Annotated in this window: 10 protein-coding genes; 5 read left to right on the forward strand and 5 right to left on the reverse strand. The window is 67.4% G+C overall.

Annotated elements, in window-relative coordinates; translation table 11 throughout:
* Positions 1-406 precede the first annotated feature (406 nt).
* The 4 genes from F6X38_RS15535 to F6X38_RS15550 all read left to right on the forward strand — a co-directional run bounded on the left by F6X38_RS15535 (position 407) and on the right by F6X38_RS15550 (position 11706).
* Positions 407-730, forward strand: a complete 324-nt coding sequence (locus tag F6X38_RS15535; RefSeq protein WP_150971172.1) for a DUF736 domain-containing protein — start codon at positions 407-409, stop codon at positions 728-730.
* Between the two features lie 1089 nt (positions 731-1819).
* Positions 1820-5341 (forward strand): helicase-related protein, encoded by a 3522-nt coding sequence (locus tag F6X38_RS15540; protein ID WP_246191374.1) that lies wholly within the window; start codon positions 1820-1822, stop codon positions 5339-5341.
* Entirely contained in the window at positions 5338-8286 is a 2949-nt protein-coding gene (locus F6X38_RS15545) for a DUF1156 domain-containing protein (RefSeq protein ID WP_150971176.1), read from the forward strand. Before F6X38_RS15540 ends, F6X38_RS15545 begins: the two co-directional genes overlap by 4 nt.
* A gap of 66 nt (positions 8287-8352) precedes the next feature.
* Positions 8353-11706: a DUF499 domain-containing protein gene (locus tag F6X38_RS15550; protein ID WP_150971178.1), complete on the forward strand. Its 3354-nt coding sequence runs from the start codon at positions 8353-8355 to the stop codon at positions 11704-11706.
* A gap of 9 nt (positions 11707-11715) precedes the next feature.
* Here the strand turns inward: F6X38_RS15550 and F6X38_RS15555 are convergent, their stop codons facing one another.
* The gene (locus F6X38_RS15555; RefSeq protein WP_150971180.1) at positions 11716-17787 is read right to left on the reverse strand and encodes a DEAD/DEAH box helicase; all 6072 of its coding nucleotides are present in this window, start codon (positions 17785-17787) and stop codon (positions 11716-11718) included.
* Positions 17788-21159 (reverse strand): STY4851/ECs_5259 family protein, encoded by a 3372-nt coding sequence (locus F6X38_RS15560; protein WP_161992777.1) that lies wholly within the window; start codon positions 21157-21159, stop codon positions 17788-17790.
* A gap of 300 nt (positions 21160-21459) precedes the next feature.
* Here F6X38_RS15560 and F6X38_RS15565 point away from each other — a divergent pair, with 300 nt between their 5' ends.
* Positions 21460-23343, forward strand: coding sequence for a GmrSD restriction endonuclease domain-containing protein (locus tag F6X38_RS15565; RefSeq protein ID WP_161992778.1), 1884 nt, complete (start codon positions 21460-21462; stop codon positions 23341-23343).
* A gap of 354 nt (positions 23344-23697) precedes the next feature.
* Here the strand turns inward: F6X38_RS15565 and F6X38_RS15570 are convergent, their stop codons facing one another.
* Genes F6X38_RS15570 through F6X38_RS23710 form a run of 3 tightly spaced genes read right to left on the reverse strand, consistent with a single transcriptional unit; the run spans position 23698 to position 25827 of the window.
* A complete protein-coding gene (locus F6X38_RS15570) occupies positions 23698-24309 on the reverse strand; it encodes a PIN domain-containing protein (protein ID WP_150971185.1) in 612 nt (203 codons plus the stop codon).
* Positions 24284-25468, reverse strand: a complete 1185-nt coding sequence (locus F6X38_RS15575) for an XRE family transcriptional regulator (protein ID WP_202617991.1) — start codon at positions 25466-25468, stop codon at positions 24284-24286. The genes F6X38_RS15570 and F6X38_RS15575 overlap by 26 nt, the downstream gene beginning before the upstream one ends.
* On the reverse strand, positions 25465-25827 hold the full coding sequence (locus F6X38_RS23710) for a hypothetical protein (protein WP_202617992.1): 363 nt from the start codon (positions 25825-25827) through the stop codon (positions 25465-25467). Before F6X38_RS23710 ends, F6X38_RS15575 begins: the two co-directional genes overlap by 4 nt.
* Between the last annotated feature and the right edge of the window lie 49 nt (positions 25828-25876).

Below are 25876 nucleotides of genomic sequence, written 5' to 3' on the forward strand. Positions count from 1 at the left end.
GTCGTTCGGCGCCGACGGAGTGCAGTCGGAGTCAAACCTACAGCTCGGCTGTGTGTTTTGCCTCCGCTTTCTCAGGTGATGGAGCATTCCCGGCTTTCGATCGGGTAACACCGGGGCACACCAAGCATCCCTTCCCGGACTGTCCATCCCAGCCCACTGCGGCCTCTCCCTGGCTTGATCTGGCCGAGGTTGGGCTGACACGCCCTCGATCGCCTGGCCCCAACGGCGGCCGGCAACTTTCTTCCCTTGGCGGCGAGCCACCATTCCTCGCGGAAGCCAAGAAAGTCACGCGTCCTCCGCTCCGCTGCGGCTTGGCAAGCCAAGTGCGTCGTCGCTCGCCCCAGTCTTACGATCGCCATTGAGGCCGCGATGGGCGCGGGCTCGAGACAGCGAAAGGAAGATCATCATGGCGACCATCGGCACCTTCACGAAGTCCGGCAACGAGTTCACCGGCGAGATCGTCACCCTCTCAGTGCAGGCCAAGAAGGTCCGCATCGTCCCCGTCGAGGACCCGGCGAATGACAACGCCCCCTCCCACCGCGTCTTCGTCGGCCGCGCCGAGATCGGGGCCGCTTGGCAGAAGCGCTCGAACGAAGGCCGGGACTACCTCGGCCTCAAGCTCGACAATCCAAGCTTCACCCAGCCTATCTACGCCAATTTCTTCGACGACGAGTGCACCGGCACCCACCCCCTCATCTGGTCGCGCCCGAACGGCCGCCGCAGCGACTGAGCCGGCCAGCGGACGCCCCGTCCGGGACCACCCGGGCGGGGCGTCCCGTGTGTTCTCTGTTGACCAGGGTCGATCAGCTCTCGGCCGCCTTCCTGCGAACGGCCGCCGAACGCCGCATAAACGCGAGAACCCCGTCGGCCTTGCCGGACGCGGCGGGATCGGGAACGGCGGCAACGGGCCGGTTCGCGTGCGGGCCGCCGTGCAAGGCGCCGAAATCGTCGTGTGCGACGCGACGCGTCGATTGCGAGGTCATAGGCGGCAACGACGGCACTGCCGAACGTCCGGGAGGCTGCTCCGTTCGGCGCTTCACCGCGGCGGCTTCGGACGACCCGTCGCCGTCATGCGCGTGACGCCTTGTCCGCGCGTTGGGGCCGGCATCGGCGCTGCCGGCTCGCGACCGGCGGGTCGTCGCGACGGGATGTGGTTCCGCCGGAGCCGGTCTCTCCTGTAGCTTCCGCCAGACGAGCGAGGACAGGTGACCACGCGTCAGCCGCTGGCCGTTGTCCCGCCTCACTCCGGCGACGAACAGCATCTCGATGACGTCGTCCCACCCGAGCCCCCGCGCCCGGGCGGCCTCGAACCAAGCCAGATGACGACCGATAATCCGCGCCAACTTCGCCTGCCGTCCGCTCGGCAGCTGCATGTCCGACGCGATCGCCCGAGCCCCCTCGACCAGTTCCCGATCTCGCAAGTCACCCTCCCGCCGTTCCGTCGATCACTACCCTCCAGCATACCCGATTCGTCGACCGAACCCGTCCTGACGCTCCGAGCCGCTTCGATCCACTGCATTCCGCTTCAAAGCATGACGAAACAGAACGCAACAGGATGAACGGTTTTGAAGAGCTCACACCTGTGCACCTAGCCGTGGTGGTCCGTGGCATCAGTCCGCTGACATGAGTTCTAGGTTCGTGTGACACTTGTAGCCAACGAGGTCGGTCATCAATAGCTTGAGATGGACGACTGACAACGGGCGGTTCAAAATCATACCCGCTTGACGGGCACGTCTTCTCTCCGCGGTCACACAACGTCCGGCACGGAAGATTCTGAATTGTTTTGTGAAATAAACGTTTGATGCGTCTAGAAGAACTCATGCGATCCGCATTAGTGGATGGATTGTCGCCGGCGGGAACAGCGGAGATCGTCGCGATCGACTGGCTGGGGACGGACCAGGTCTCGGTGACGTTCCGCACGCCGCGGGGCCTCGACGAGCGCGTCCTGCAGCGGATCGACGAGGACGGGCTTCGCCCCACCATGCCCGTCCGCCCGTTCGCGTTCGACGGCGACGGCGAGGATTTCCGGCTGGCGGCCGAGGCGCACCGGATCGCGCTCGCGCATCTGTTCGATCCGTACCTCGCGCTGACAAACGCCGAGATCGAGCCGCTGCCGCACCAGATCACCGCGGTCTACGGCGAGATGCTGCCGCGCCAGCCGCTGCGGTTCCTGCTCGCCGACGATCCGGGCGCAGGCAAGACGATCATGGCCGGCCTCCTGATCAAGGAGCTGATCCTGCGCGGCGACCTGAAGCGCTGCCTCATCGTCGCGCCGGGCTCGCTCGTCGAGCAGTGGCAGGACGAGCTGCAGGAGAAGTTTGCGCTGGAGTTCCGGATCGTCACGCGCGACATGCTGCGCGCCGGCTACCGCGGCAACCCGTTCGCCGAGCACGACCGGCTGATCCTGCGCCTCGACATGGGGTCGCGTTCCGAGGAGATGCAGGAGCGCATCGACGTCGCCAAGGACTTCGACCTCGTGATCTGCGACGAGGCGCACCGCATGTCGGCGACTCACGCCGGCGGCGAGGTGAAATACACCCGCCGGTTCCAGTTCGGCCGCCGCTTGGCGCGGCGGGCGCGGCATTTCCTGCTGATGACCGCAACACCGCACAACGGCCACGACGACGACTTCCAGCTCTTCCTGTCGCTGCTCGACGGCGACCGCTTCGAGGGCGGTCACCGCGACGGCGTCCGTACGGCGAACGCCTCAGATCTCATGCGAAGGCTGATCAAAGAGGAGCTTTACTGGTTCGACGGCCGACCGCTCTTTCCCGAACGCCGCGCCTACACGGCGAGCTACATGCTCTCGGCCGCCGAGGCCGAGCTCTACGCCGCGGTGACGGACTACGTGCGCGAGGAGATGAACCGCGCGGAGCGCTTCGCCGCCGCCGACGGCCGGAAGCGGACCTCGGTCGGCTTCGCGCTCCAGTCGCTGCAGCGGCGCCTGGCGTCCTCGCCGCGCGCCATCTGGCGCTCCCTGTCGCGGCGCCGCGAGCGGCTGCAGCGGCGGCTGGAGGAGGAGCGGCTCGCCACCGGGTCCGGCGTGCAGGCGCCTGCCGCCGCCGGGCGGATGACCGTCCCGGACGACGACGACCTCGACGAGATGGCGGAAGCCGAGCTGGAAGCCTTGGAGAACGAGGCGATCGACACGGCCTCGTCGGCGCGCACGTTAGCCGAGCTCGCCACCGAGATCGAGAGCCTCTCACGCCTCGAAGCCATGGCCGACGCGCTCCGGGGCTCGGGCGAGGATGCCAAGTGGCGCCAACTCGCCGCCATCCTCGACGGACCGCCCGTGTGGGACCCAGCGACCGGGCGGGGGCGCAAGATCCTGATCTTCACCGAGCCGCGCGACACGCTCGACTACCTGGCCGAGCGCATCGCCACCCGGCTCGGCGACCCGGACGCCGTGCGCGTCATCCACGGCGGCGTGCCGCGCGAGCAGCGGCGGGCGGCGGTCGCCGCCTTCAACGACGACCCGGCAGTGCGCGTCCTCGTCGCCAACGACGCGGCGGGCGAAGGCGTCAACCTGCAGCGCGGCGCCCACCTCATGGTCAACTACGACCTGCCCTGGAATCCGAACCGGCTGGAGCAGCGCTTCGGGCGCATCCACCGCATCGGCCAGACCGAGGTCTGCCACCTGTGGAACCTCGTCGCCGGCGAAACGCGCGAGGGCGCCGTTTATCAGCGGTTGCTGGAGAAGCTGGAGGAAGCGCGCCGCGCGCTCGGCGGCAAGGTCTACGACGTGCTCGGCGAGGCGTTCGAGGGAACGAGCCTCCGCAACCTCCTGATGGAGGCGGTGCGCTACGGCGAGCGGCCGGAGGTGAAGGAGCGGCTCGACCGCAGGGTCGACGGCGCGGTCGACCGCGAACACCTCGCGGCGCTGACGGCGCGCGCCCAGCTCGCCCGCGAAACGATGACGGCCGCCGACGTCGCCGAGCTGAAGCGCGAGATGGAGCGGGCTCACGCCCGCCGGCTCCAGCCCCATTACGTCCAGGGTTTCTTTCTGGAAGCCTTCGCGCGGCTCGGCGGCCTGGCGAGCTCGCGCGAGCTGGGGCGCTTCGAGATCGCGCGCGTGCCCGCCCTGGTGCGCAACCGCGACCACCTCGCCGGGGGCGGCGGCGACCCGGTGCTGGAGCGCTACAACCGCGTCGCGTTCGAAAAGGCGCACGTGCGCGGCGCGGCGGGAGAGCCGGCGGCAGCGCTGATCGCGCCCGGCCACCCGCTGCTCCGCGCGGTGATCGACCTGACGATCGAGACTTACGGCTCGACGCTGCGCCGCGGCGCAATCCTCGTGTCCGACACCTGGAAGGATGCGGTGCCACGCCTGCTGTTCATGGCCGACCACGAGGTGCGCGACGGCGTTCTGGGCCCGGACGGGCGGCCGCGCACGATCTCGAAGCGCCTGCAGTTCGTCAGCCTCGACGAGGATGGCGCCGGCCGCGACGACGGCGCCGCGCCCTACCACGACCTGCGCCCCGCCACGGCCGCCGAGCGCGCCCTGCTGGAACCCGTCCTCGCGGCCGAATGGCTCAAGGGCGACTGGCGGGAGAAGGCGCGGAGCTATGCCGCCGAGCACCTGGCGGGCGGCCACCTGCGGGAGGTGCGGGACCGGCGGCTCGCCCACATCCGCAAGGTGGAAGACGAGGTGCGACTGCGCTTGCGCAAGGAGATTGCCTACTGGTCGCGGCGCGCCGAGCAGCACCGGTTGAACGTCAAGGCGGGCAAGGATGAGCGGCTGGCGCTTTCCCGCGCCGAGGAGCGGGCGAACGGGCTCGCCGACCGGCTGGAGGTGCGGCTCGCGGAGCTCAAGGCCGAGCGCGACATCGTCGCCGCGCCGCCGACGATCGTCGCCGGTGCGCTCGTCGTCCCGGCCGCGATGCTCGACGCGCTGCAGCGCCGGGACGATCCGACCCCGAACATGTTCGCCGAGGACACGACGGTCTCGGAACAACTCGCCATGGACGCCGTGATGGCGGCCGAGCGCGCCGCCGGGCGCACCCCGACCGACGTGTCGCGGCACAACCGCGGCTGGGACATCGAGAGCCTGACCCTTAAGGGCGAGCTGATCTTCCTTGAGGTGAAGGGCCGGGCGGCGGGCGGCGAGGCGATCATCGTCACCAAGAACGAGATGCTGCGCGGCCTCAACGCCGGGGCGCGCTACAACCTCGTCTACGTCCCGATCGAGGCCGGCTTTGCCCACGCCCCGATCTATGTCACGGATCCTGCCCGCCACCTTTGGAACGAGCCGCGCTTCGCCGAGCGCGGCACGATCCTGTCGGTCCGCGAGATCGTCGCCCTCGGCCAGCCGCAACCCCAAACAGAGAACCTTGTCCCCGCATGACCCGACGCCTGAAGCTCATCGAGCACTCGATCCCGCTCGAGGCGATCAACGCCGCCTGCGAAGAAGAGAAACAAATCAAGGTAGGGAAGCATACTTCCATACATCAGTGGTTTGCGCCACGGCCTCTTGCTTCCAATAGAGCAGTAATTTACGCTCAGTATGTTGACGATCCTTCAGCATGGCCAGATAGGTTCCCAACGCCGGAAGAACAACAGAAGGAACGTCGCCGTCTTCATAAAATCATCGAGGACATGGTCGAATGGCCGAAGTCGACGCCGGCTGACCGCAAGCGCTTCGACTTGGCGATCGAGGCGGCGCGGGTCGAGATCGCCCGCTCGGTAGCCTGGGGGCTCGGCGAGGCGCCGCCGGCGCGCGCGAAGGACGTCGTCGCCTACCTGCAGGCGAAGGCGCCGCCAGTCTACGACCCGTTCTGCGGTGGCGGCTCAATCCCGCTGGAAGCGCAGCGGCTGGGGCTGCGCGCCTACGGATCGGACCTCAACCCGGTGGCGGTCCTAATCACCAAGGCGCTGATCGAGTTCCCGCCGAAGTTCGCCGGCCGCCCGCCGGTCCATCCGGGCGTCGCGAAGGACCTCGCGGGACGCGAATGGCGGGGCGCCGAAGGGCTCGCCGAGGACGTGCGGCGCTACGGGCAATGGATGCGCGACGAAGCCGAGAAGCGGATCGGTCACCTCTACCCAAAGGCGAGGCTACCGAACGGCCGAGCGGCGGGAAGCGCCAGGGACGCGGGGGGGAACGACGGGAGCGAGGCGGTCGTCATCGCCTGGCTCTGGGCCCGCACCGTCAGCTCGCCCGACCCGGCACAGCGGGGCGCGCACGTGCCCCTCGCCTCATCTTTCGTCCTGTCGTCGAAGGCCGGCCGGGAGGCGATCGTCAAGCCGGTTCTCGATCTCTCGGCGCCCGGCGGCTGGCGATTCGAGGTGAAGGCGGAGGGGGTGACAGCGGAAGAGTTGGGGGAGGCGACGAAGGGGACGAAAACAGCTCGCGGTTCCAACTTTCAATGCGTTCTATCGGGAAGCCCCATAACCGGAGATCACGTTAAGAGCGAAGGCCAGGCCGGCCGCGTAAGCCAGCGCTTGATGGCTGTCGTCGCCGAAGGCAAACGCGGTCGCAGTTATCTATCGCCTACGTCGCAGCATGAACAATCTGCCGACGTGGCGCGTCCAGTCGTCCCGGAGCTCGAGCAACCGCTGCCGGACGATCCGAGGAACTTTTGGACCGTGCAATACGGTCTTAGCCGGTGGGCCGATCTCTTCACACCCCGCCAGCTCACCGCGCTGACGACGTTTTCCGATCTCGTGGAAACGGCGCGGGATCGGGCTCTGGAGGATGCGCGGGCGTCGAGGGCCTTCACCGGCCACCCCGACCCCGACCGTCGCCTCGCCGACGCCGGCACCGGCCCGGCGGCTTACGCGGACGCTGTTGCGACGTATCTAGCTCTATGCGTCGATAGGTTGGTGCAATGTCAAACGTCGTTGAATCGCTGGTTCGCCCAGGGTCAGAAGATTCAGCCAACTTTCGATCAGCACAACATTCCGATGCGCTGGGACTACGCGGAAGGCAATCTTTTTTCCTCATCTACTGGCTCATGGGATGCGGCATTCAAGTATCCTGCAATGGCCCTCGAACGATGGGGTAGTGAACTGCCCGGAAACGTTCGCCAGGAAGCAGCACAGGACGACGGCGAAAAAATATTCAACGTAGCAATTGTTACCGATCCACCATACTATGATAATATAGGATATGCTGATCTATCAGATTTTTTCTATGTTTGGTTGCGCAGATCCCTAAAATCCCTTCATTCGGATTTATTCCGGCGGCTTGTAACGCCCAAGGGTGAAGAGTTGGTTGCCACACCCTATAGGCACGGCTCCAAGTCAGCTGCAGAACGTTTTTTCATCGATGGGATTGCAAAGTCATTTTATATACTGAAAGATAGAACAGCTGATATGCCTATCACTATCTACTATGCTTTCAAGCAATCTGAAGTTCAGGAAGGAGGATTGTTATCGCCAGGATGGGCCTCGTTCCTTTCATCTTTGATTGGTAGCAACCTCCAGTTTGATGCAACTTGGCCGGTCCGGACAGAGCATTCGTCGCGATCAATCGGCCAGGGCACCAACGCCCTTGCCTCATCCGTCGTGCTCGTCTGCCGGTCGCGGCCCGACGACGCGCCGGCCTCGACGCGGCGCGAATTCCTGCGCGAGCTGCGGCCCGCCATGCGGCAGGCGATCCTCGACCACCAGACCGCCGGCGTGCCGCTGCCCGACCGACGGCAGGCGGCGATCGGCCCCGGCATCGGCATCTTCTCGAAATACTCGCTCGTACGCGAGACCGATGGATCAGAGATGCGGGTCGCGACGGCGCTCGCTCTCGTTAACCGCGAGATCGACGGGATCCTCGCCGAGGGCACCGAAGCCTTTGACCCGGAAACCCGCTTCGCCCTCGATTGGTACGACCTGCACCGCACCCGCCCCGTCGCCGGCGGCGCCGGCTCGGCGATCGCGATGCTGCAAGGCTTCAACCTCTCCGAAGCTCGGATCAACGCGTCCGGCATCTTCCGCGCCCGCGGCGGCGACGCCAAGCTTTTAACGCGCGACGAGATGCTGGCGGCCGACCCGAAGTGGCGCCCGTCGCGCGACGGCTCGCCGACCGTCTGGGAGATGGCCCAGCACCTCGCCCGCGCCTTTCTCTCCACCGAGGGCGGCACGGACGCCGCCGGCCGGCTCCTCGCCGAGCGCCGCGGCGCGGCCCCGGACGTCCTCCTCCTCGCCGAGCGCCTGTATGAACTGACCGCCGCCAAGGAACCCGACGAGGCGCTCGTCTGGAACCAGCTCCAGACCGCCTGGCCCGAGATCGAGCGCGCCGCCGACCGCGCCGAAGCCGCGGGCGTCGCGCCGCCGCCGGTGCAACCCGCGATGCTCTGAATCCTTGGCCGGCAGGCGCAAGCTGCGATAGACCGGGCCGAACGGCCGGAAACTGATGGGGAAACAATGAGCAACCGCGAGGCGATCGGCGACCTTCTGGAGCGGGTCGAGCGCGTCGGCCGCCCTTACGTCGAGATGGCGCTGAAGGGTTCGCTCGGCGCGAACTGGCGTGCCACGGCGCGCCTGCCGAACACGCTGTCGCCCGTGTCCGAGCTCGACCCCCACGCAGTGCTCTACGCTGTGATCCACAACTGGCGCGAGGTCTTCGCCGCGACGCTCAAGCCGGAAGCGCGCGACGCGGCCTCCGCCGTGTTCGCTGGGCGCAACACCTACAGCCATTCCGCCGGCGCCATCGACGACATGCTGGCGCTGCGCGCCTTATCGGGCGGCGTCGACTTCCTGCGCGCCATCGGTGCCAAGGGCGAGGCCGACGGGGTCCAGGCCCATCTCGTCGCCCTGATGGGCCGCATGGCGCCGCCGCAACCGAAGCCCACCGCACCGGAGGCCGGCGGCACGGCCGCGGGCGCGACGGGCGATCGGGCCGCCGCCGTGCGGGCCGGCATCCTGCCAAAACCGTCGGGCCTGATCCTCACCGCCCCGAAGGCTCCCCCGGAAAAGCCGACCCAGGACGACTTCTTCGCCGGCGGCGACGTCGAGGGCCTGCGGCCCTGGCGCATCGTCTCGCCGCCGCAGGACGACGTGTTGGAGGGCCGGCTCGACAAGGATCGCTTCGCCGCGAACCTCGCCGCCGCCGACCGCGGCGAAGGCGGCGACACCTATGCCAACGGCGACTCGTTCTTCAAGGCGACGCACCTCACCGCTGGACTGGCGCTGACCCTGGAGAACGCCGCCCGGCGCCTGTCCGGCCAGGGCGGGCCGTCGACGGTCGGCCTGCAGACGAACTTCGGCGGCGGCAAGACCCACACGCTGATGTCGCTCCTCCACATGGCGCGGCTCGCCGATTGGTCGCGCGTCGACAACCTCGGCTCGGTCGCGGCGCGGATCGGCCGTTCCAGCTTAGGGGAGGTGAACGCGGCAGTGTTCTCCGGCAGCGACAAGGGCCCGAGCGAGCCGCTCGCGGTGGCCGATGGGGCGGCCGTCCGCACGCTCTGGGGCTACCTCGCCTGGCGCATCGCCGGCCGCGAAGGGATGCAACTCGTCGAGCGCTCTGAACTGAGCGGCGAGAGCCCAGGGGCCGAGGCGTTTGGCCGGGTGCTGCGGCTGACCGGCCGCCCGTCCCTGATCCTCCTCGACGAGCTCGTCGTCTTCGTCCGCCAGCTTTCCGGCGAGCGCTACGACAGCCACATCTCCTTCCTCCAGTCGCTGACCGAGGCCGCCGCGCAAGTGCCGAACGCGCTGATCGTCGGCTCGCTGCCGGAAAGCGACCTTGAGGCCGGCGGCACGGAGAAGGGCAAAGACACGCTGCGCGCCTTAGAGAAGCTGTTCGGCCGCACCCAGTCGGCCTGGCAGCCGGCGCAGGGGGCCGAGACCTATTCCGTCGTGCGCCGCCGCCTGTTCCAGGAGCTCGACGAGACCGGCGAGCGCGAGCGCCGCAAGACCGTCGAGCGGTTCCGCAAGCTCTACCGCGAGAACAAGTCCGACTTCCCGGTCGGCGCCGGCGACGCGGACTACGCCGACAAGATGACCGAGGCCTATCCGGTGCACCCGATGCTGTTCGACAAGCTGTCGAACGACTGGGGCATCCTCGAGAAGTTCCAGCGCACGCGCGGTGTGCTGTCGCTTCTTGCCCGCACGATCTACGCGAGCTACCGCGAGGCGAGCAACGAGCCGCTCATCCTACCGAGCTCGCTGCAGATGGGCGACCCGCAGGTGCGCGGCGGCCTGATCGAGCCCTTGGAAGGCCCAACCTGGGGGACGATCGTCGAGAGCGAGGTCGACGGCGACGGCTCGCTGCCGGCCGACATGGAAGCGCGCCGGCCGCGCTACCGCAACGATCAGGTAGCGCGACGCGCGGCGCGCGCGGTGTTCATGGCCTCCGCGCCGATGGCGAGCGAGCGCGGCGCGATCACCGCGCCAGAGCTGCGCCTCGCCTGCGTCCGGCCGAACGAGCAGATCTCGATCTTCGGCGACGCCTTGCGCGAGCTCGCCGAGCGCTCCGCCCACCTCTACGAGGCGGACGGCCGCTACTGGTTCGGCCCGAAGCCGACCTTGAATAAGCTCGCCGAGAACCGCCAGCTCGACATCGACGACGACCGCGCGAACGAGGAGATCGTCCGCCTGCTTGCCGCCGAGCGCAGGAGCGGCGGCTGGGGAGGCGTTCACCCCTGCCCGGCGAGTGCGACGGACGTGGAGGACACGCCGACCTCGCGCCTCGTGATCCTCCGACCTGCGACGCCCTATGCGAGCGGCGGCTCGTCGCCCGCCGAGATCGAGGCGCAGAACGCCGTGCAGCGCCGCGCCGGCGGGCAGCGCAAGTACCGCAACGCCCTGGTGTTCCTCGCGCCCGACGCGAGGCTTCTCGACGACTGCCGGCGGGCCGTGAAGCGCAAGCTTGCCTGGGAGAGCATCGCTGCCGACGCGGCGCTGGAGCTCGTCGCCAGCCAGCGGCGCGACGCTGAAAGTCGGCGCGACCAGGCGGCGCGGGTCGCGCTGGAATCGATCCGCAAGTGCTGGCAGCACATCCTCGTCCCATCGCAGACGCCAGGGGGCGGCGCCGAGATCGTGCTCGACCCAAAGCTATTGCGGCCGACGGGGCAGAAGACGCCCTCCGAAGCCGCCTGGGATCGCGTCGTCGAGGAGGGCGACGTCGCGAAAGCGCTGGGCGCCGCCGTGTTCGCGGACCGGATCCTCGAACTCTGGCCGGCGGGCCAAGCGCACCTGCCGGTCGACCAGGTCCGCGACTGGTACTTCGAGTTCCTCCACATGGAACGGCTGCAGGACGAGGTGACCTTAGCGAACGCCGTCGCCGCCTCGATCGCCGACATGGACACTGGGCGCTCGCCGTTCGCGCTTGCCTCGGGCCGGTCCGAGGCGGGCTACGAGAACCTGCAGTTCGCCCGCGCGGTCCAAGTGCGCTTCGGCGCGGGGCTCTTGCTGGTGCGCCGCAGCGAGCTTCCCGCGGCCGGGGAGACGCCGTCGGCCTCGGTCGTGATCGGCTCACCCGCGGGAGGCGCGAGCGGCGCCCCGGTCGGCCGCGGCGGCGACCAGTCGGCCGCGACGAAACCGATCCCCAAACGCTACAACGGCGTGTTCGAGCTCGACGCGGTGCGCGGCGGGATCAAGGCCTCGCAGATCTTCGAGAGCATCGTCGCTGAGCTCGACCGGGCGGCGGGCGCGCGGTTCAGGATCGTTCTCGAAGTGCACGCCGAAACCGAAGCCGGCTTCGACGAGCGCCTTTGCGACGACGTCAGCGCCAACGCCGCGACCCTCGGCTTCTCCCGCAGCGACTTCTCGTCTTGAGGTCGTCGATCACGTCGGACCTTCGGCCCGCGTGACGGCGAAGTAGCTGTCGCCGTTCCCGCCGACGAGAACGCTCGAATTGATCAGCGACCTGGCCTGCTCTGCCGGGCTGGCGCGGAACGGATGATCGTCCTGCCGGGTCGAACGCCAGTAGCCGAAGCCCTGGTCGAACAGCACGATCGCGGCCGAGCCGTCGCTGTAGCCGATCGTCAGTTTGCGCCCGTGCGAGGCGCCCCCGTCTGCGTAGCGGCAATCGAAACCGAGGTCGCGCGCCAGGGCCCGGATCGTCGCCGACCTGTCCGCTTCCTTCTGCCAGTCGTGGAAGAGTCGCCGGGACGAAAGACCCAAGCGGTCGTCCCTGAGAGGCTCCGTCACGAGCGTCAAAGGGATGGCCGTCGTCTTCGCGCCGAGCTCGCTTTTCAGCGCCGCGGCGACGCGCAGCAGCAGCAGCACCGGCAGCGGCGCTTTAAGGTACCGGTCGGAATAGCCGATCGACGCCAGCCGGCCGGGCTTCCAAAGCCCGGCGGCCTCGAGCTCCGGCCGCAGGAGTCGCTGCAGGAAACTCGTGCCGAAGAGACGCGCCGACCGCTCGGGATCCTGCGCGATAACCCGTACGCGATCCCCCGGCCGAACGCTCCGTTCCAGCACCGACGCGTCGACCGGACTCGTCGAGGGAAGCGAGGTCAGTGTGGCGGCGACGGCCGGATGGAGGCTGCCGCTTCCCCACGAGGCGCCGAGAACGGCGGCGCCACGGTCGCGCGAGAAGAAGCCCTTGGTGGTGGTAGCGCTTTCGTGCGCCGCAAGAAGCAGCGCACCGTTCCGGGCCACCGGAGGTTCGCCGCTGACGAGGGTGAAGCGGTGGCGGTGCGAAGCATCGCGCAGGCCCGCGCGCGCGGCGTCGTCGAGGGCGGCGAGCCGGTCGGGCGCGAGCACGACCCGGAACGCGGCGCCCGAACGCCCCGCCGCTCCGAGCAGCGTCGACAAAGGCGGCTGCGCCAGCGCGGCGATGTCGATCTCCTCATGCGCCCATATCGTCACCGTGCCGCCTTCGGCTAGGCGCCGGACGAGCGCGTCCGCGACGGGAGGGCAGAGCTCGGCTCCGGGGACAGCCACGTCGTCCGGCGGCGGATCGGCCAGATCGCCGAGCAGGCTCTCGACGAAGGCGAGCGCGGCGCGGCGATCGACGATTTCCTGGCGCGCGTGGAGGTCGGGGACGAGAACGCAGGCGGAACATCCCTTCAGGCACTGCGCCGGGCAATCGAGGATGTCGCGCGCCGACTTCAGCGCGGACACCGGATCGTCGATGAGGCGCGGCGCGTAGCCGGCGCCGCCGGCCGTGGCGTCGAAAAGGAAGACGGAGCAGGCGGGCGCGCCCAGGAGGTTCCGCTTGCGCTCGACGCCCAACCCGATCTCGCGCGTTTCGATGCCGAGCCCGCGCGCGAGCGCCTCGCGCAATGCCGACGCGAAAGCCCAGGCGGTTCCTTCCTCCGCAAGGGCCGCCGGCTGCATCTCGGCGACGTCCGTCAGCACCTCGCAGCCGAGCGCCAACGGCGCCGTGCGGGCGAATTTCCGGTCGTTCCCGGGACAACGCCCGAGGTTGCCCTTGACCGGCATCAACGCGTCATGATCCCGCAGTGCGGCGTCGGATTCCTCCTCGGCACGGCCGCAGTCGAGGCACACGCGATATCCTTGCCTCGCGGCGCCCAGGGAACAGTGGAAGACCCGGCCGTCGGCGCTGGCCCGGGCGCGCCCAAGCGCAGGATCGAGCAGCGGTTCCCAGCGCGCCCCGCGAGCCGAGATGCGCGCCGGCTGCGGCTCGATGAACAGGGTCGTGTCCGTCTCGTTGTGCGGCCTGGAGCGCCAGTCCACCCGGAAGCCGGCCGGCTCGAGGAACTGCTGTGGGCTCAGCTCGTCCGCGCCGCAGGCCGGGCAGTCTTCCGGCTTGGAATGCGCGCCGCCGGTTTCGCCGCAGGCTCGGCAAACCCACGACCAGCGGATGCTCTGGATTTCGCGGGCCTTGGCTTCGTGCGCGGGCCGCTCCCAGTTCAGCGTCACGCCGGCCGACGTCCAGACGAGGCCGTCGATGACGACCTCCGCGCCGGGCGCGTATTCCCGGATGGCCACGTCCGCGTTGCGGCTGGGATAGTCGTAGCGCCTGTTGCGCGAGGTTTCCCCCTCGTCCTCGCGGCGCCGCTGCCGCTCCTCGTTGTCCTTGCAGTCGTTGATGAAGGGCACGACCGCGTTGGGGAAGCCGTGACCCGGCAGAAGCGAGCGCGCCGAAAGCTCCTTGAGGAGGGGCTCGCGGCACATGCGGCGAAGCTGGAGTTCCAGGCCGCGGCGCGCATCGGGCGCCAGCGACTGCGCCTGGGCCGCCAAGGTCGACCACTGGCTGCCGAACGCATCCGCCGCGAGCGCGAACATCTCCGCCGCCCGCGATGCCAACTGCCCGCTGCCGGCGAGCGCAGTGCCGGCCGTGAGCCGGTCGAGCGGTTCACGGCAGGCGGCAGCGGTGCTGGGCTGCCGCAGCCACGCGCCGAAGCGCTGCACCGGCGGATCTGCGTCGGGCTCCGCGGACAGGTTTTCGGGGAAGCCGAAGAACGTCCCGACTTTGACCTTGTCGAGTTCCCCTTTCGCTTGCCTGAACCAGCCCGCCAGCAGCAGCGCGTTGACGTGGCGCTGGACGATGCGGCGGGAATCGAGCCGGACCTGCGGCGCCCTGATCTGCCGGCCGAGATAGCGCACGGGATCGCGGAAGGCCTCGCGGTCGAGCGGCGTGTCCCGCGCGAATGTCAGGGACGAGGCGAAGCTCTGCCGGCGGCGTCCGGCCCGCCCGACGCGCTGGCGGTAGTTGGCGATTGACGGCGGGACGTTGGTGTTGAGCACCGCTTCCACCGAGCCGATGTCGACGCCCATCTCCATCGTGGTGGAGCAGGCCAGAAGGTTGATCTCGCCTTCCTTGAACTGCGCCTCGAATTCGCGCAGCCGGTGCGGCGGCTGCTGCGCGGAGTGTTCCTCCGCGCGGATGTACGGCGCGAGGGTGGCCGCCCTGTCGTGCAGATTGGTCCACACGCCGGTCGCCCGCAGCGATGCGACTGTCGGGTCGTCCTGGACGAAGGCGGCAAGTTCGGCGCGCTCCGACGGGTTGCGCGGAAACGCGGTCGGCAGGCGGGGGAACCGCAGCGGCTCGGGCGCCTGCGCGGCGCCGGGCGGGTTGCCGCGAACGCCATAGGGCGTGCGGCCGAAAAGGAGGCGCGGCAGGACCCGGTGCGTGACGGGGCAGAGCCAGCCGGTCGAGACCGGCGCGATCTCGATCCGCTCGAAGTTCAGCGCGAATGTCGACCCGCTTCCGGACAGCAACGGTTCGATCCGCGTCCAGGCGGCGCGCAGGAGATCGTTGATCACGGCACGGCCTTCTCCATCCTCGGCGTCCATCGCGAGAACGCGTTCCAGCACGAGAACGGCGTTCGGCTTGGAACCGGCCCGGGCGCTCGCTTTCGGCCAGGTCACGTCCGAATCGGTCCGCTTCTCCCGATCGGGTCCGACGATGCTGCGCAGGAACGACTTGCGAGGCAGGAACCAGCGCGCATCGTCGCTATTGACGCTCAGCACGAAATTGTTCCGGACGACGCCGTCGAGGAGGAAGTAGAGGAAGTCGCGCCAGTTGCCGATCGAGAAGCCTCGGTTTCGGAGTTCGGCGGGAAGGCTGGCGGGCCCGAGCTTCTCCAATTCCGGTGCGCCGAGCTTGGCCATGCCCAGCGTCTCGATCGCGTTGGCGCGGCGGGGGCGGCGGTTCAGTTCCCGCAGGAGAAGGAAGTTCGCGAGCTTCTCGGCGTCGCGGAAGCGTTCGTCGCGGTCCGCATCCCAGACGCTGCCGATCCACTGCTTGACCATGGGCTCGCTGGCGAGAGCCTTGACGGCATCCGTCCAACGAACGGGTTTCGGCTCGCTCGCGCCGGCGAGTTCATCGTCAATGCGCTGGATCTCGTCGGCGAAATCATCGGCGTAGCGGGCGAACTTGGCCCGTCTGTCATGGAGCTCGGTCCGTCTCTCGTCCGTCAGCCCCACGTCCTTGGCCGCCTTCTGCACGAGATGGTAGACGAAGGCGCGCACGAAGCTGCGCTCGGAAAGCGTTTCCACGTTGGCCGCGAAGCGGGCTGTGCCCTGCCGGCTGTCGGTGAACGACAGGAGCTGGCGGCCTTCCGCCGGCAGCTCGACGTTGCGGCGCTCGCTCGGCTTCACCCCGTCCAGCATCGTCGGAGCGGCGTTCTGGATCAGGAACGGCGCGCCGAAACGGAAAGGCCAGAGCATCCGCCCTTCCGCCCGCGACGGCTTAGCGTTGCAGTGCGGGCAACGTTCCTCGCTGAGCACGCGGCTCATCCAGACCTTGGCGCCTTCCGCCTTGCGCTCGGGCAGCACGCCGGTTCGGGGATCGACGATGCGTTCGGACAATCCCGGGAGCGCCCGGGTGGCGATCAGCCGCCGGGCTGCCTTCGCGCGGCCGGGAGCCGGTGGCCGAGGCTCCTCGTCCTCCTCGCTCGCTTCGTCGGTTTCCCGCGCGCTCGCCGCGGCGAACTCGTCCGCGTCGGGAGCGAGGGCCGCAGGGCGCAGGCGGTCGCCGTGGTCGAAGGCGTCGAGCCAGGGCTCGCCGCATTCCCGGCAGCCGACGATCTCGAACAGCGGGCCCTGGCAGGCCGGGCAGGCATCGCTCCGCTCGAAGGCGAGCCCGCCGAATGGCCAGTCAACAGTTTTGGCTCCGGTGCATGCCGGGTCGAGACAGGACCAGAGGCCGGGCACGGCGCGGACGAACTTGTGCACCCGCAGCGGCAGCAGCGGCCCGCCGCCCGCCCGGGACGACGAACCGGCAACCGCTTCCACCAGGGAGCGGACATCGATCCCGGCGACGGCGGCAAGCTCGGCGGCGCGAGCGAGCGGGACGGGTCCGGCTTCCGCTTCCCGGACGAGACGCTGGACGACCGGGTTCGCGGCGAACGCCCGGGTCCCGAAGTCCGCGGCGCTCAGCGCCGTCGACCGGGAGGGCGGCGGCAGCGTCACGTCCTCGCGCGCGCCGAGGACGACGCGCACCTGGCTCGAGGGGACGCCCGCGAGATCGGCGAGGTAGCGTTGCAGGTCGGACTTCGCCGCCTCGTCCCTGCCGCCGATGGTGGCCGACGTCGCGACGAAGCGCACGTCCTTCGCCTCGACGCCGAAAGCCTGCAGCACCCGGCGCAGGAGCAGCGAGACTTCCGCCGCCGCCGAGCCGACATAAGAGTGCGCCTCGTCGATCACGATCCAGCGCAGCTTGCCGCGCGACGCTTCGATGATCGGCTGATCCTCTTTGCGGATCGTCATGTATTCCAGCATCGTGTTGTTGGTCACGAGCACCGGCGGCGGATCGCTGCGCAACGTGGTGCGGTAAAACACCTGCTCGGGCGACTTCGCCTCGTCTCGATCCCGGTCGCGCTTGCGCCGGTCGAGCATCAGACCGTTGAACAGCCCGAAGCGGATGTCGCCGTCGAAGGGCGCGATCCAGCGGCGCAGGCGCTCCTCCTGGCTGGCAATCAGGGCGTTCAGAGGGTAGAGCATCAGCGCGTAGACGCCCGAAAGCCGCCCGCTCCGCTCCGCCTCGCGCGCCAGATCGTCCAGCATCGGCACCAGGAAGCACTCGGTCTTGCCGGAGCCGGTTCCGCTCGAGACCAGGACGGAACGCCGGTCCGGCGCGAGAAGATGCTCCCAAGCCTCCAGCTGATGGGCGTAGACGGGATAGTCGAAGCGGTAGGCCTCGCCGGGCTCGCCATGGGTCAGCGCCGAAACGAGCCGATGATGCAGGAGGCTCCCCGCCAGATCGGCCGGCGTCCTGCCGGAAGACACGAAGCCCGCCGCGCCTTCGAGCGCAGGTTCGGCGAACAGGGCGCCCTTGCCGACGTCGTCTCCCGCGAGCCGTTCGCGCAGGAACGCGTTGAGTTCGGCGTGGCGCAGTCCCCCTTGCGCGATCACTGCCTCCGTGACGCGCTCCCGAAGCCGGCGGTCGATGGCGAGCGGCGACAGGCTGCCGTCGGCTCCGAGTTGCAGATCGATGCCCAATCACGTCTCTCCCAAGGCGATGGCGTAGGCTTCGCGGAACCAGCGGGGATGACGTCGGCCGATATCCTTGATGCAGGCGATCTCATAGGCATGCAGCGTGACGCGCCCCCGCGCCGCGCGGGCGGCGACGACCGGTGCATCGAGCGGCCGCCAGAAATGCTCGCCGACCCTCCAGCCAGGCAGCACCCCCGCGCGCTCGGGGCGGAACGGGCTGGCGGTCTCAGGGATGCGGTCCTGCGAACGGTTCAGGAACTCGTTCGCAGCCGTGTGCAAATCCTTTTGCACCTTCCGCGGCTCCAAGTGTGGTGCCAATTCCGGGTTGGCTTCGCAGATCGTCTTCCGGCGGCTTCCGATCAATTCGGCCACGACCTCAACCTCATCCGGAAAGCGCTCGATCAGGAAGCGGAACCGGGTTGCCGCGGCCTCGCTCCAGTCTTCGGCTGGAACCAGCGACCAGTCGAAAGGAAGTCCCTGGGACAGGCGCAAGAGCGCCTCAACGTCCTTCTCCGCCGCCTCGAACAACATGGTCGCCGCCAATCGCGGCTGACGCGACAGGTGCAGGAACACGTCGAAGGTGGAGGGCGGCAGGCCGTCCAGCGACAGGGCGAGCTGAATCAGGTCCCGAACAAACGCGCGGCTTTCGGGCGAGTCAGGCGCCGCGAGGACCGAGGCGCACGCGGCACCGAGCGACGCGTTGCGCGCGGCGTGGTCGGCGATACCGGCGGCACGCGCCAGCGCCGCTTCCGGAGCTGCAGAACCCGGCGCGCCACGCACTAGTCTCGGTGCGCTGAGGACCCTTTCCCGGGCGCGCAGGTAGACCAGCCAGTCCCCGGTCAGTTCCGGCGGCTCCAGACCGTCCTGCCTGGCCGAGGAGTCGAAGGGGCCGAGATCGTGCTCGCGGGCGGGCTCGGAGGCCAGCCGTCCGACGACGCGGGGCGCGTCGTCCGACATAGCTCCGTCGAACCGCCAGCGGTCAGACTGCACGACGAGAGGCGTGTCGAACTCCTGGACGTACCAGAAGTTGTTGCGCCCATCGTGGAAATCGAGCTTGACCGAAGCGTGGATGTCGCCGTGCGGGCGCAACAGCGCGACGAGGTCGTCGCGGATCGTCGAAAGCGGAAGCTCCTCTTCCACGCACCAGGTCACAAAGCAATGGGGCACCGGCCTCCGGTCGCGGTCCAGGAGTTGCGCCGTCAGCTCGCAACGCCCGTCCGTGCGAGCGACGTAGCGGTTGATCGTCGACAGCGCGACCCGGCCGTCGCGGGGAACCGCCGCGCCGGACCAGTCCACGATCCAGGCATGATGGGGCAGCGGCACGGACAAGACGACGGGCGTGGGCGAGCCGTCCAGCAGTTCAAGGGAACAGGACGTCCGCGTGCTTCCCTGTAGTGGGAAGCGCACGCAGTGCGGAGCGACCTGCTCGCTCCCGTCGCTTCTGACGCCGCCCGGCCACCCGGAAACGACGATGTCGATGGCGCCGTTTTGCGGCTTGCGCTCGATGCGGAACCTGTCAGGCAGAACGACGGCGTCGCGGCGGTCGCGGACGTGGCCGGTTTTCGCGTCGCGCCAGGAAAACTCGCACGGGCCGGGCTTCATACTGCCGGCGAAAGGCAGCCACGCGCTCTGGCCGCGCGGCCGCCACCGGATCTCTCCGGAAAGGGGAGCCGATCTGCGGCTTCCCTTGCGCAATTCGAGCTTCGGCGGGCCGAGGAAGACCGGCACGTCGACATCCAGGTTCGTCATGCCCGGCACAAGCTGCCCAACGAATTCGAGGCAGTCGCGCTCCTCGCCCTTCTGACCGGTCCGGACGAGATAAACGTCCCCGTCCGGCGCCCGGATCGACGCCTCCCCTTGAACGCGCCACAGCCGGCGGCCCAATTTCTCGCTTTGCGCCACACATTCGATGCGCGAAGCGGGAGACCGGGGCTCGCAGGTCCAACGGTGCGGCAGATCGACGTAGACGGTGTCGGGACCGTAACCCCGGCTGCCCGTTCCAATCAGGCGGAACGCTTGCGGCGGATCCTCGCCACTGATCGGCTCGAAGACGCGGACGCTCGCCGAAACCGCATCGCCGCCATGGACGATGAAGGGACCGGCGACGCGCTGCGCGCCGCCGCGCAGCTCGACCGAAACCGGGACTGCCGACGTGAGATTCAACGCTGGGTGCAGGGTTGTCTGCCGCGCGATCCACATTCCGTCGTCATCAGGATCGGCAACAGCCAGTTCGCCGGACACATAGCGGGCAAATTCACCGGACGGGAACAAGCGCAGGCGGTTCCATTCGCTGCTCGCACCGGACGCGACCGCGCGGCCTCTGGCGTCCCTCAGCAAGCCTTCGAGCTTCAACTCGATGCCTTCCCACCAGTTATCCGTTGAGACAAAAAGCTGGCGCTCGATTTTCGCGACGGACCCGACAGGTGTCCGCTCCGTCGTTTTCACGAGCCCGTCGATGAGGGCCTTTCCCGCCTCCGTGCCGACGCGGATCGGCATGTCGTCGCGCCATTTTGGATGGTGCTCGTCGAGCCAAATCGAAACCAGCGATCCAGCCGGAACGCCGTTCTGCTCGGCGACGCGTCTCCATCGCAGGACCGCAAGCGCCAAATCCGCGGCGAGAACACGGATTTCCGTGTGCCGCCAAGTCGATGGAACCAAGCTGTCCATGAGTTCGTCCGCGACGTCGTTCGCGGCCTGCATCGCGGCGTCACCGTCCTCTGCGGGGCGGGACAGGAGCGTTCCGACCAGGCGTTCGAGGAAGCGCGGCGCCCAACCGCTGCCCTGTCCCTCGAGCGCCGCGATCGGAAAGCCGCCCTGCCGCGCGAGGGCGGCAAGCCGGTGATGCGTGCGGTTGATGATCAGGGGGCGGATGTTCCACCACCGGAGCCCTTTGTCGGCCCATTCCGTCCACCCGACAGCGTCCGGATCGAGGCCGAGCGGCTCGGCTAAGGCTTGCCAGCGGCGCCCCGACCCGTCGTAGCAGCGTCGGAACCACTCGGCGGCCCACAGGGCAAACTTCGCGGCGAGCTTGGGCTCCGGCTCGCCGAGGAAAGCCGGAGCGCTCTGGCGCAGTCCTATCTGAAGACGGCGGAAGGCATCGTCGGACAGGTGGTATCTGTACAACGGTCGCCCGTCCAACTCGACGATACCAAGCTCAGAGAGCCAATGCGGTCGTAAAGAAGCTGGAGCAGCGAGCGTCGGAACGGCGGGTTGCGCGGCGGTGCGTCTTAACATGAACAGGAGGCTTTTTGCGCGTAAGTGCAAGCGGTTCAGCCCCGGCTCGCTCGAAGCCTGCAGCACCCCGACGAGTCGATTGAGCTCCTTCGCGTCGTTCCGCGCCCCCTCGATGAGCGCCTCGTACTCCTCCAGCCTCATCATTTTTGAAGATAGCTCCCAGGCCGGCCTCATCGCAAGCCAAGAGCAAATCTCTCCTTAAAGTTGTCCAGTTTCAAGCGGCTGTGGTATCGTTCAACTCGCAAATAGCTGACAGCCCTCGTGCGTGGGAAGGTCACGCGGACGCTCGCATTCGGAGCGCGGCTAGTTGACGGCAAGGTCGCTTGACATGTGGGTCGACGCGAGTGCTCGACGCCGTCCGCCTCGACAAGGTGGCGAGCGCCCTGATGCAGGCGAGAGCGACGCCTGATGCGGAATGGAAATCTGACCTTAACAGGAGAACCGATGTTCGACAGCACGAAGATCCAGTTGCCGAAGCTCTTGGAGCAGGCCGAGAGGGGTAAGCTTCAGCTCCCGGATTTTCAGCGGAGCTACGTCTGGGACGAGGACGCCGTCATATCGCTCATCGCGAGCGTCTTGAGGGGGTTTCCTGTGGGAGCGCTCCTCACGCTTGAAACCGGGGGCGACATCAACTTCAAGGCTCGTCCGCTCGAAGGCATCGAACTGAAAGCCGAAACAACTCCGGACAATTTCCTGCTCGACGGACAGCAGAGGGTCACCTCGCTTTACAAGGTCCTTTGTTCGAGTACGGCTTCCTTGGTCAAGATCGCGCCGAACAAGGTGGCCGGACGCTATTACTACCTCGACCTTTCACGGATCAGTAGCGAGAACCAGAACGTCGAGGACTGGATCGTCGCCGTTCCGGAGAACAGAATCCGAACCGTGAATTTCGGACAGAACATCGACCTCGACCTATCCTCCGCGCCGCAGGAATACGAGAGTCATATGTTCCCGCTGCGCCTCGCGTTCCGGCCGGAAAAAACGAAGTGGTTGTGGGCCTACCGCAAACACTGGGAGGATCGTGAAGACGTTACCGACAACGTCATGAATTTTGAGCTCGGCGCGCTCAACGTCATCACCTCCTACGAGATGCCGATCATCGGGCTGACCAAGGAGAACAGTCGGGAAGCCGTCTGTACCGTCTTCGAGAAGGTCAACGTCGGAGGTGTCAAACTCGACGCGTTCGAACTGTTGACGGCCGTCTTCGCCGGGGAGCGCGCCGGCTTCGACCTTCGCGAGGACTGGAGCGGATCGAAGGCATCGACCGGTCGAAAGGGCAGGATCGAAGCTGGGACCAAGTTCGACAACGTGTCGGGAAAGATCGCCAGCACGGATTTTCTGCAAGCCTGCACCCTTCTGGAGACGCGCGAAAAGCGGTTGGCGAGCGGCGGAGTGCCGGAGAATCAACGGCCGCAGGTCACCTGCCGGCGGGAAGCCATGCTTTCATTGCCGTTGGCGGCTTACGAAAGACACGCTCCGTCGATAGAGCATGGCTTCATCGAGACTTCTAAATTCCTGACTTCCCAGGGCATCGTGCTCGCCCGCGAGCTTCCCTACCCGCCCCAGAGCGTCGCGCTCGCGTGCGTTTTCGCGATCCTCGGCAACAAGCTGGACAACGCGGAGCGGCGGAAGAACTTGTCGCACTGGTATTGGACCGGCGTCATCTGCGAGCACTATGGAAGCGCGACCGAAACGAAGATCGCGCGAGACGTACCGCAGCTCGTCGCATGGCTCGCAGAAGGCGATCCGCTACCGTCGATGTTGTCGATGCTGGCCTTCAATCCGGAAAGGCTGCATTCGCTGAGGACGCGGCGTTCCGCGGCCTATAAGGGCTTTCACGCCCTCCTGATGGCTTTTGGATGCCAGGACTTCGTCACAGGCAAACCGTTCGACACCGCCACGATCTGGCAGGACGCGATCGATCTTCATCACGTCTTCCCGCAATCCTGGTGCGGCAAGAACGGCAAACCGAAGGATGACTTCGACTGCATTCTCAATCTGACGCCGCTTTCCGCCAACACGAACCGGTATATCGCGCGCGGCGACGCCCCTTCGGTCTACCTTAAGCGGATCGAAGAGCAGGAGAAAATTGGTTCGGAAACGCTCGACGCCATCCTGCGAACGCACATGATCGAGCCGTCCCTGCTGCGATCCGACGACTTCGAAGGCTTCATCACAGATCGCAAGAAGAAGCTCTCTCGGCTCGCGGCGGATGCGATGGGCAGCCAAGTCGTCATCAGCGACTACGAAGAGCCGGGTGCCATGACCGTCGAGGAGACGCCGGACGAGAAGTCGGCGGGAACCTACTTCCGCCTCGCTGCTGAATGAACGACGACGTCGTCGGAGACGTGCACGGTCGGGCCGCCGAATTGGAAACTTTGCTCGCCAAGCTCGGCGACCGTAAGCACTCCGGCATGGTCGCCACCCTGGGATTGGCATCTCGTCTTCGTCGGCGACCTCATCGACCGCGGTTCTGGTCAGCGCCGCCTCTTCGCGATCGTGCGGACCACGCAGGACACCAGCAACGCCTCGATCGTCATGGATGTCGTTCAGCGGCGGGTGTTGACGCTAATCTTAGTAGAGACTTTCAACGGCTTGTCACGCCGATCCGCGTGGAGACCCCGCGCCGATATGCAGAAGATCTCTTGACAGCCACCCTGAGCGTGCGCCGGAATGCGGCTTCTATGCAGTCTGCCGGACGGCCTTCGGCAAACTGCTGCAGGCCGCCGTGTGATCCGGTCCAAGAAGTCTGGTGACCGCGGCCAGGAACTCCGACGGGACACGCATGCGGCCGATCTGCAGGGCGCGGACGACGGCAGTGATGTGTTCGGGACCGAGGATGTCTGCAACAGCTGGGTGCATCAGGAGTTCGGCTGTGCAGGCCATTGGCAAGGCGGCGAACGAGGCGGCGCAGAGGCTGCGGGCCTTACGCTCATCGAGCAGTGCAAATCCACCCTGTTCCACCGCACAGGCGATCGTCGCCGCTTCGCCGTCATCGAGGGTCGATCGGGCCGAGCCGTCGATCAGCGTTTCGTAAATGGGCGCTCCGGCAGCGCCGATTTCGACGCGTTCCACAAGTCCGGCCCGGATCAGCCTCTGGAGTTGCCGGGCGTCGTCATGGCCGTTGCCCTCTCCGGCTTCGAGTTCGACAACAGCGTTTCCCGTCACCGCGAAGCGATGGGGGAGCGCCTTCACGATATCGGCCGCGCGCTCTGAGGCGTTCAGATTGATGATTATGCTGGCATCGGCAATCAGAAGAGACGGGGAACTAGCGAAGAATCTTGATCCGTTCATCAGCCTCGCTTTCTTCACGTTCCGTCCCGTCCAGCAGCGCCCTGATGCTATGCCGATCGAGGTCCAGCAGCCTCGCCAGTTGTCCTTCGCTGTAGAGCTCCTTTTTCCAGGCTTCACGGGCAAGCAGGGCGAGGCGCGGCGGCACGTGTCCTCTGGCGAAGACCGAGTTGTCAGGCCGGCCCGTCAATTCGCCGAGCACTTCGCGCACCTGCGCGTCAGTAATTCCGCCGTGCTCTTGAAACCAGTCCCAGGTTCCTTCACGAGTCAGCTTCAGCTCCTCCAGCCGGCGCACCATGGCCTCGCGGGAAACACCGAAAACATGCGCGAGCAGGATGATGTGGCGACGCGTCAGATGGGACTGGCCGGCGGTGATTTCTGCAAAGCGCTGGCGCACCGCCCGGCCGGGCGTGATGAAGGCACGCTGGAAGACGTTTGCGTAGCGCTCCTCACGCGATGCGAACCGTTCGTCCTCCGTCAACACCTCAGGCTGTCTTCGGGTCGAGACTACGTGCGCAAGCTCGTGGATACCGGTCTGGGTGATCCTCTCGCGAGGATGATTGGCGTTCAGGAGAATGCACGCCCCAACGGACTCATCATAAGCAAACAGGCCCGATACCTTGCCTTCGAGCGGCCGGATGTAGACCCGGATGCCCAGCTGCAAGTCCAGCAGGGACACGATATCGGTAACCGGACCGGAGCCGAGTCCGAGCCAGCCGCGCAGCTCGTCAGCGTCCTGCTCAGCCTGCGACCGGACATCGCCCGGCAGCAAGGGACGCTCCGGCGGATAATTCCTTGCGCGCGAGACGCCAAGCGCGTTTTCCAGTTCGACTTCGGCGCGCACAAGCGTGTTGAGGAGACGCGTCGCGCGTTCCACATCGTCGTCCTTACTGTCTTCCAGCTTGCGGAATCGCGGCACCATGTCGAGGTGGATCGCCTCCCGCCGCAAGATCGCGTTGGCCGACGTACGGTAGGCCGTCGCCAGCTTCTGCAACTCATCCGTCTGAACGCGCCGTTTGCCCTGCTCGACCGCAACGATCGTCGTGCGCGCGGCTCCGATGACGTCGGCGGCCTGCGCCTGGGTGAGCTTCGATGCCTCGCGCGCAAGACGAAGCCGCTCGCCGATCTCCGAGTCGCTCAGGCGATCAGTGATGCCGCTCATCGATCTGCCCGCGTCCATTGCCGCATGAAGGAACGCGTCCCTCTTTGTTGAATGAATGCGCTCCACTCCGAGGCATGCCGTTCGAGAACGCCCCCGAGCCGAGCCGCGACTTCGCCGGGCGCCATATTGAGGGAAGGCGCAGTTACGGTCGCATGCCGCTCGACGCCGCCGCGATTGCAGGGGGCAGCCATATCGGCGAGGTGATCAAGATGCAGCGTGCCGGCGATCGCATACTCTCGGAACGCGCGGCTCATCCGCCGGAATTCCTTACTCACCGCGGCCTCGATGGTGCTTGCGGTGAGGTCGTCGCAGATATACGCGCCGTCTGGCTCCTCCAAGCCAGCCGCGTGAACGCTCATCCGGCGAAGCAGGCAGGCCGCGCATATGCCACACTGCATCAGCTTGCCG

The sequence above is a fragment of the Plantimonas leprariae genome (assembly GCF_008802405.1).
GTDB lineage: Bacteria > Pseudomonadota > Alphaproteobacteria > Rhizobiales > Rhizobiaceae > Plantimonas > Plantimonas leprariae.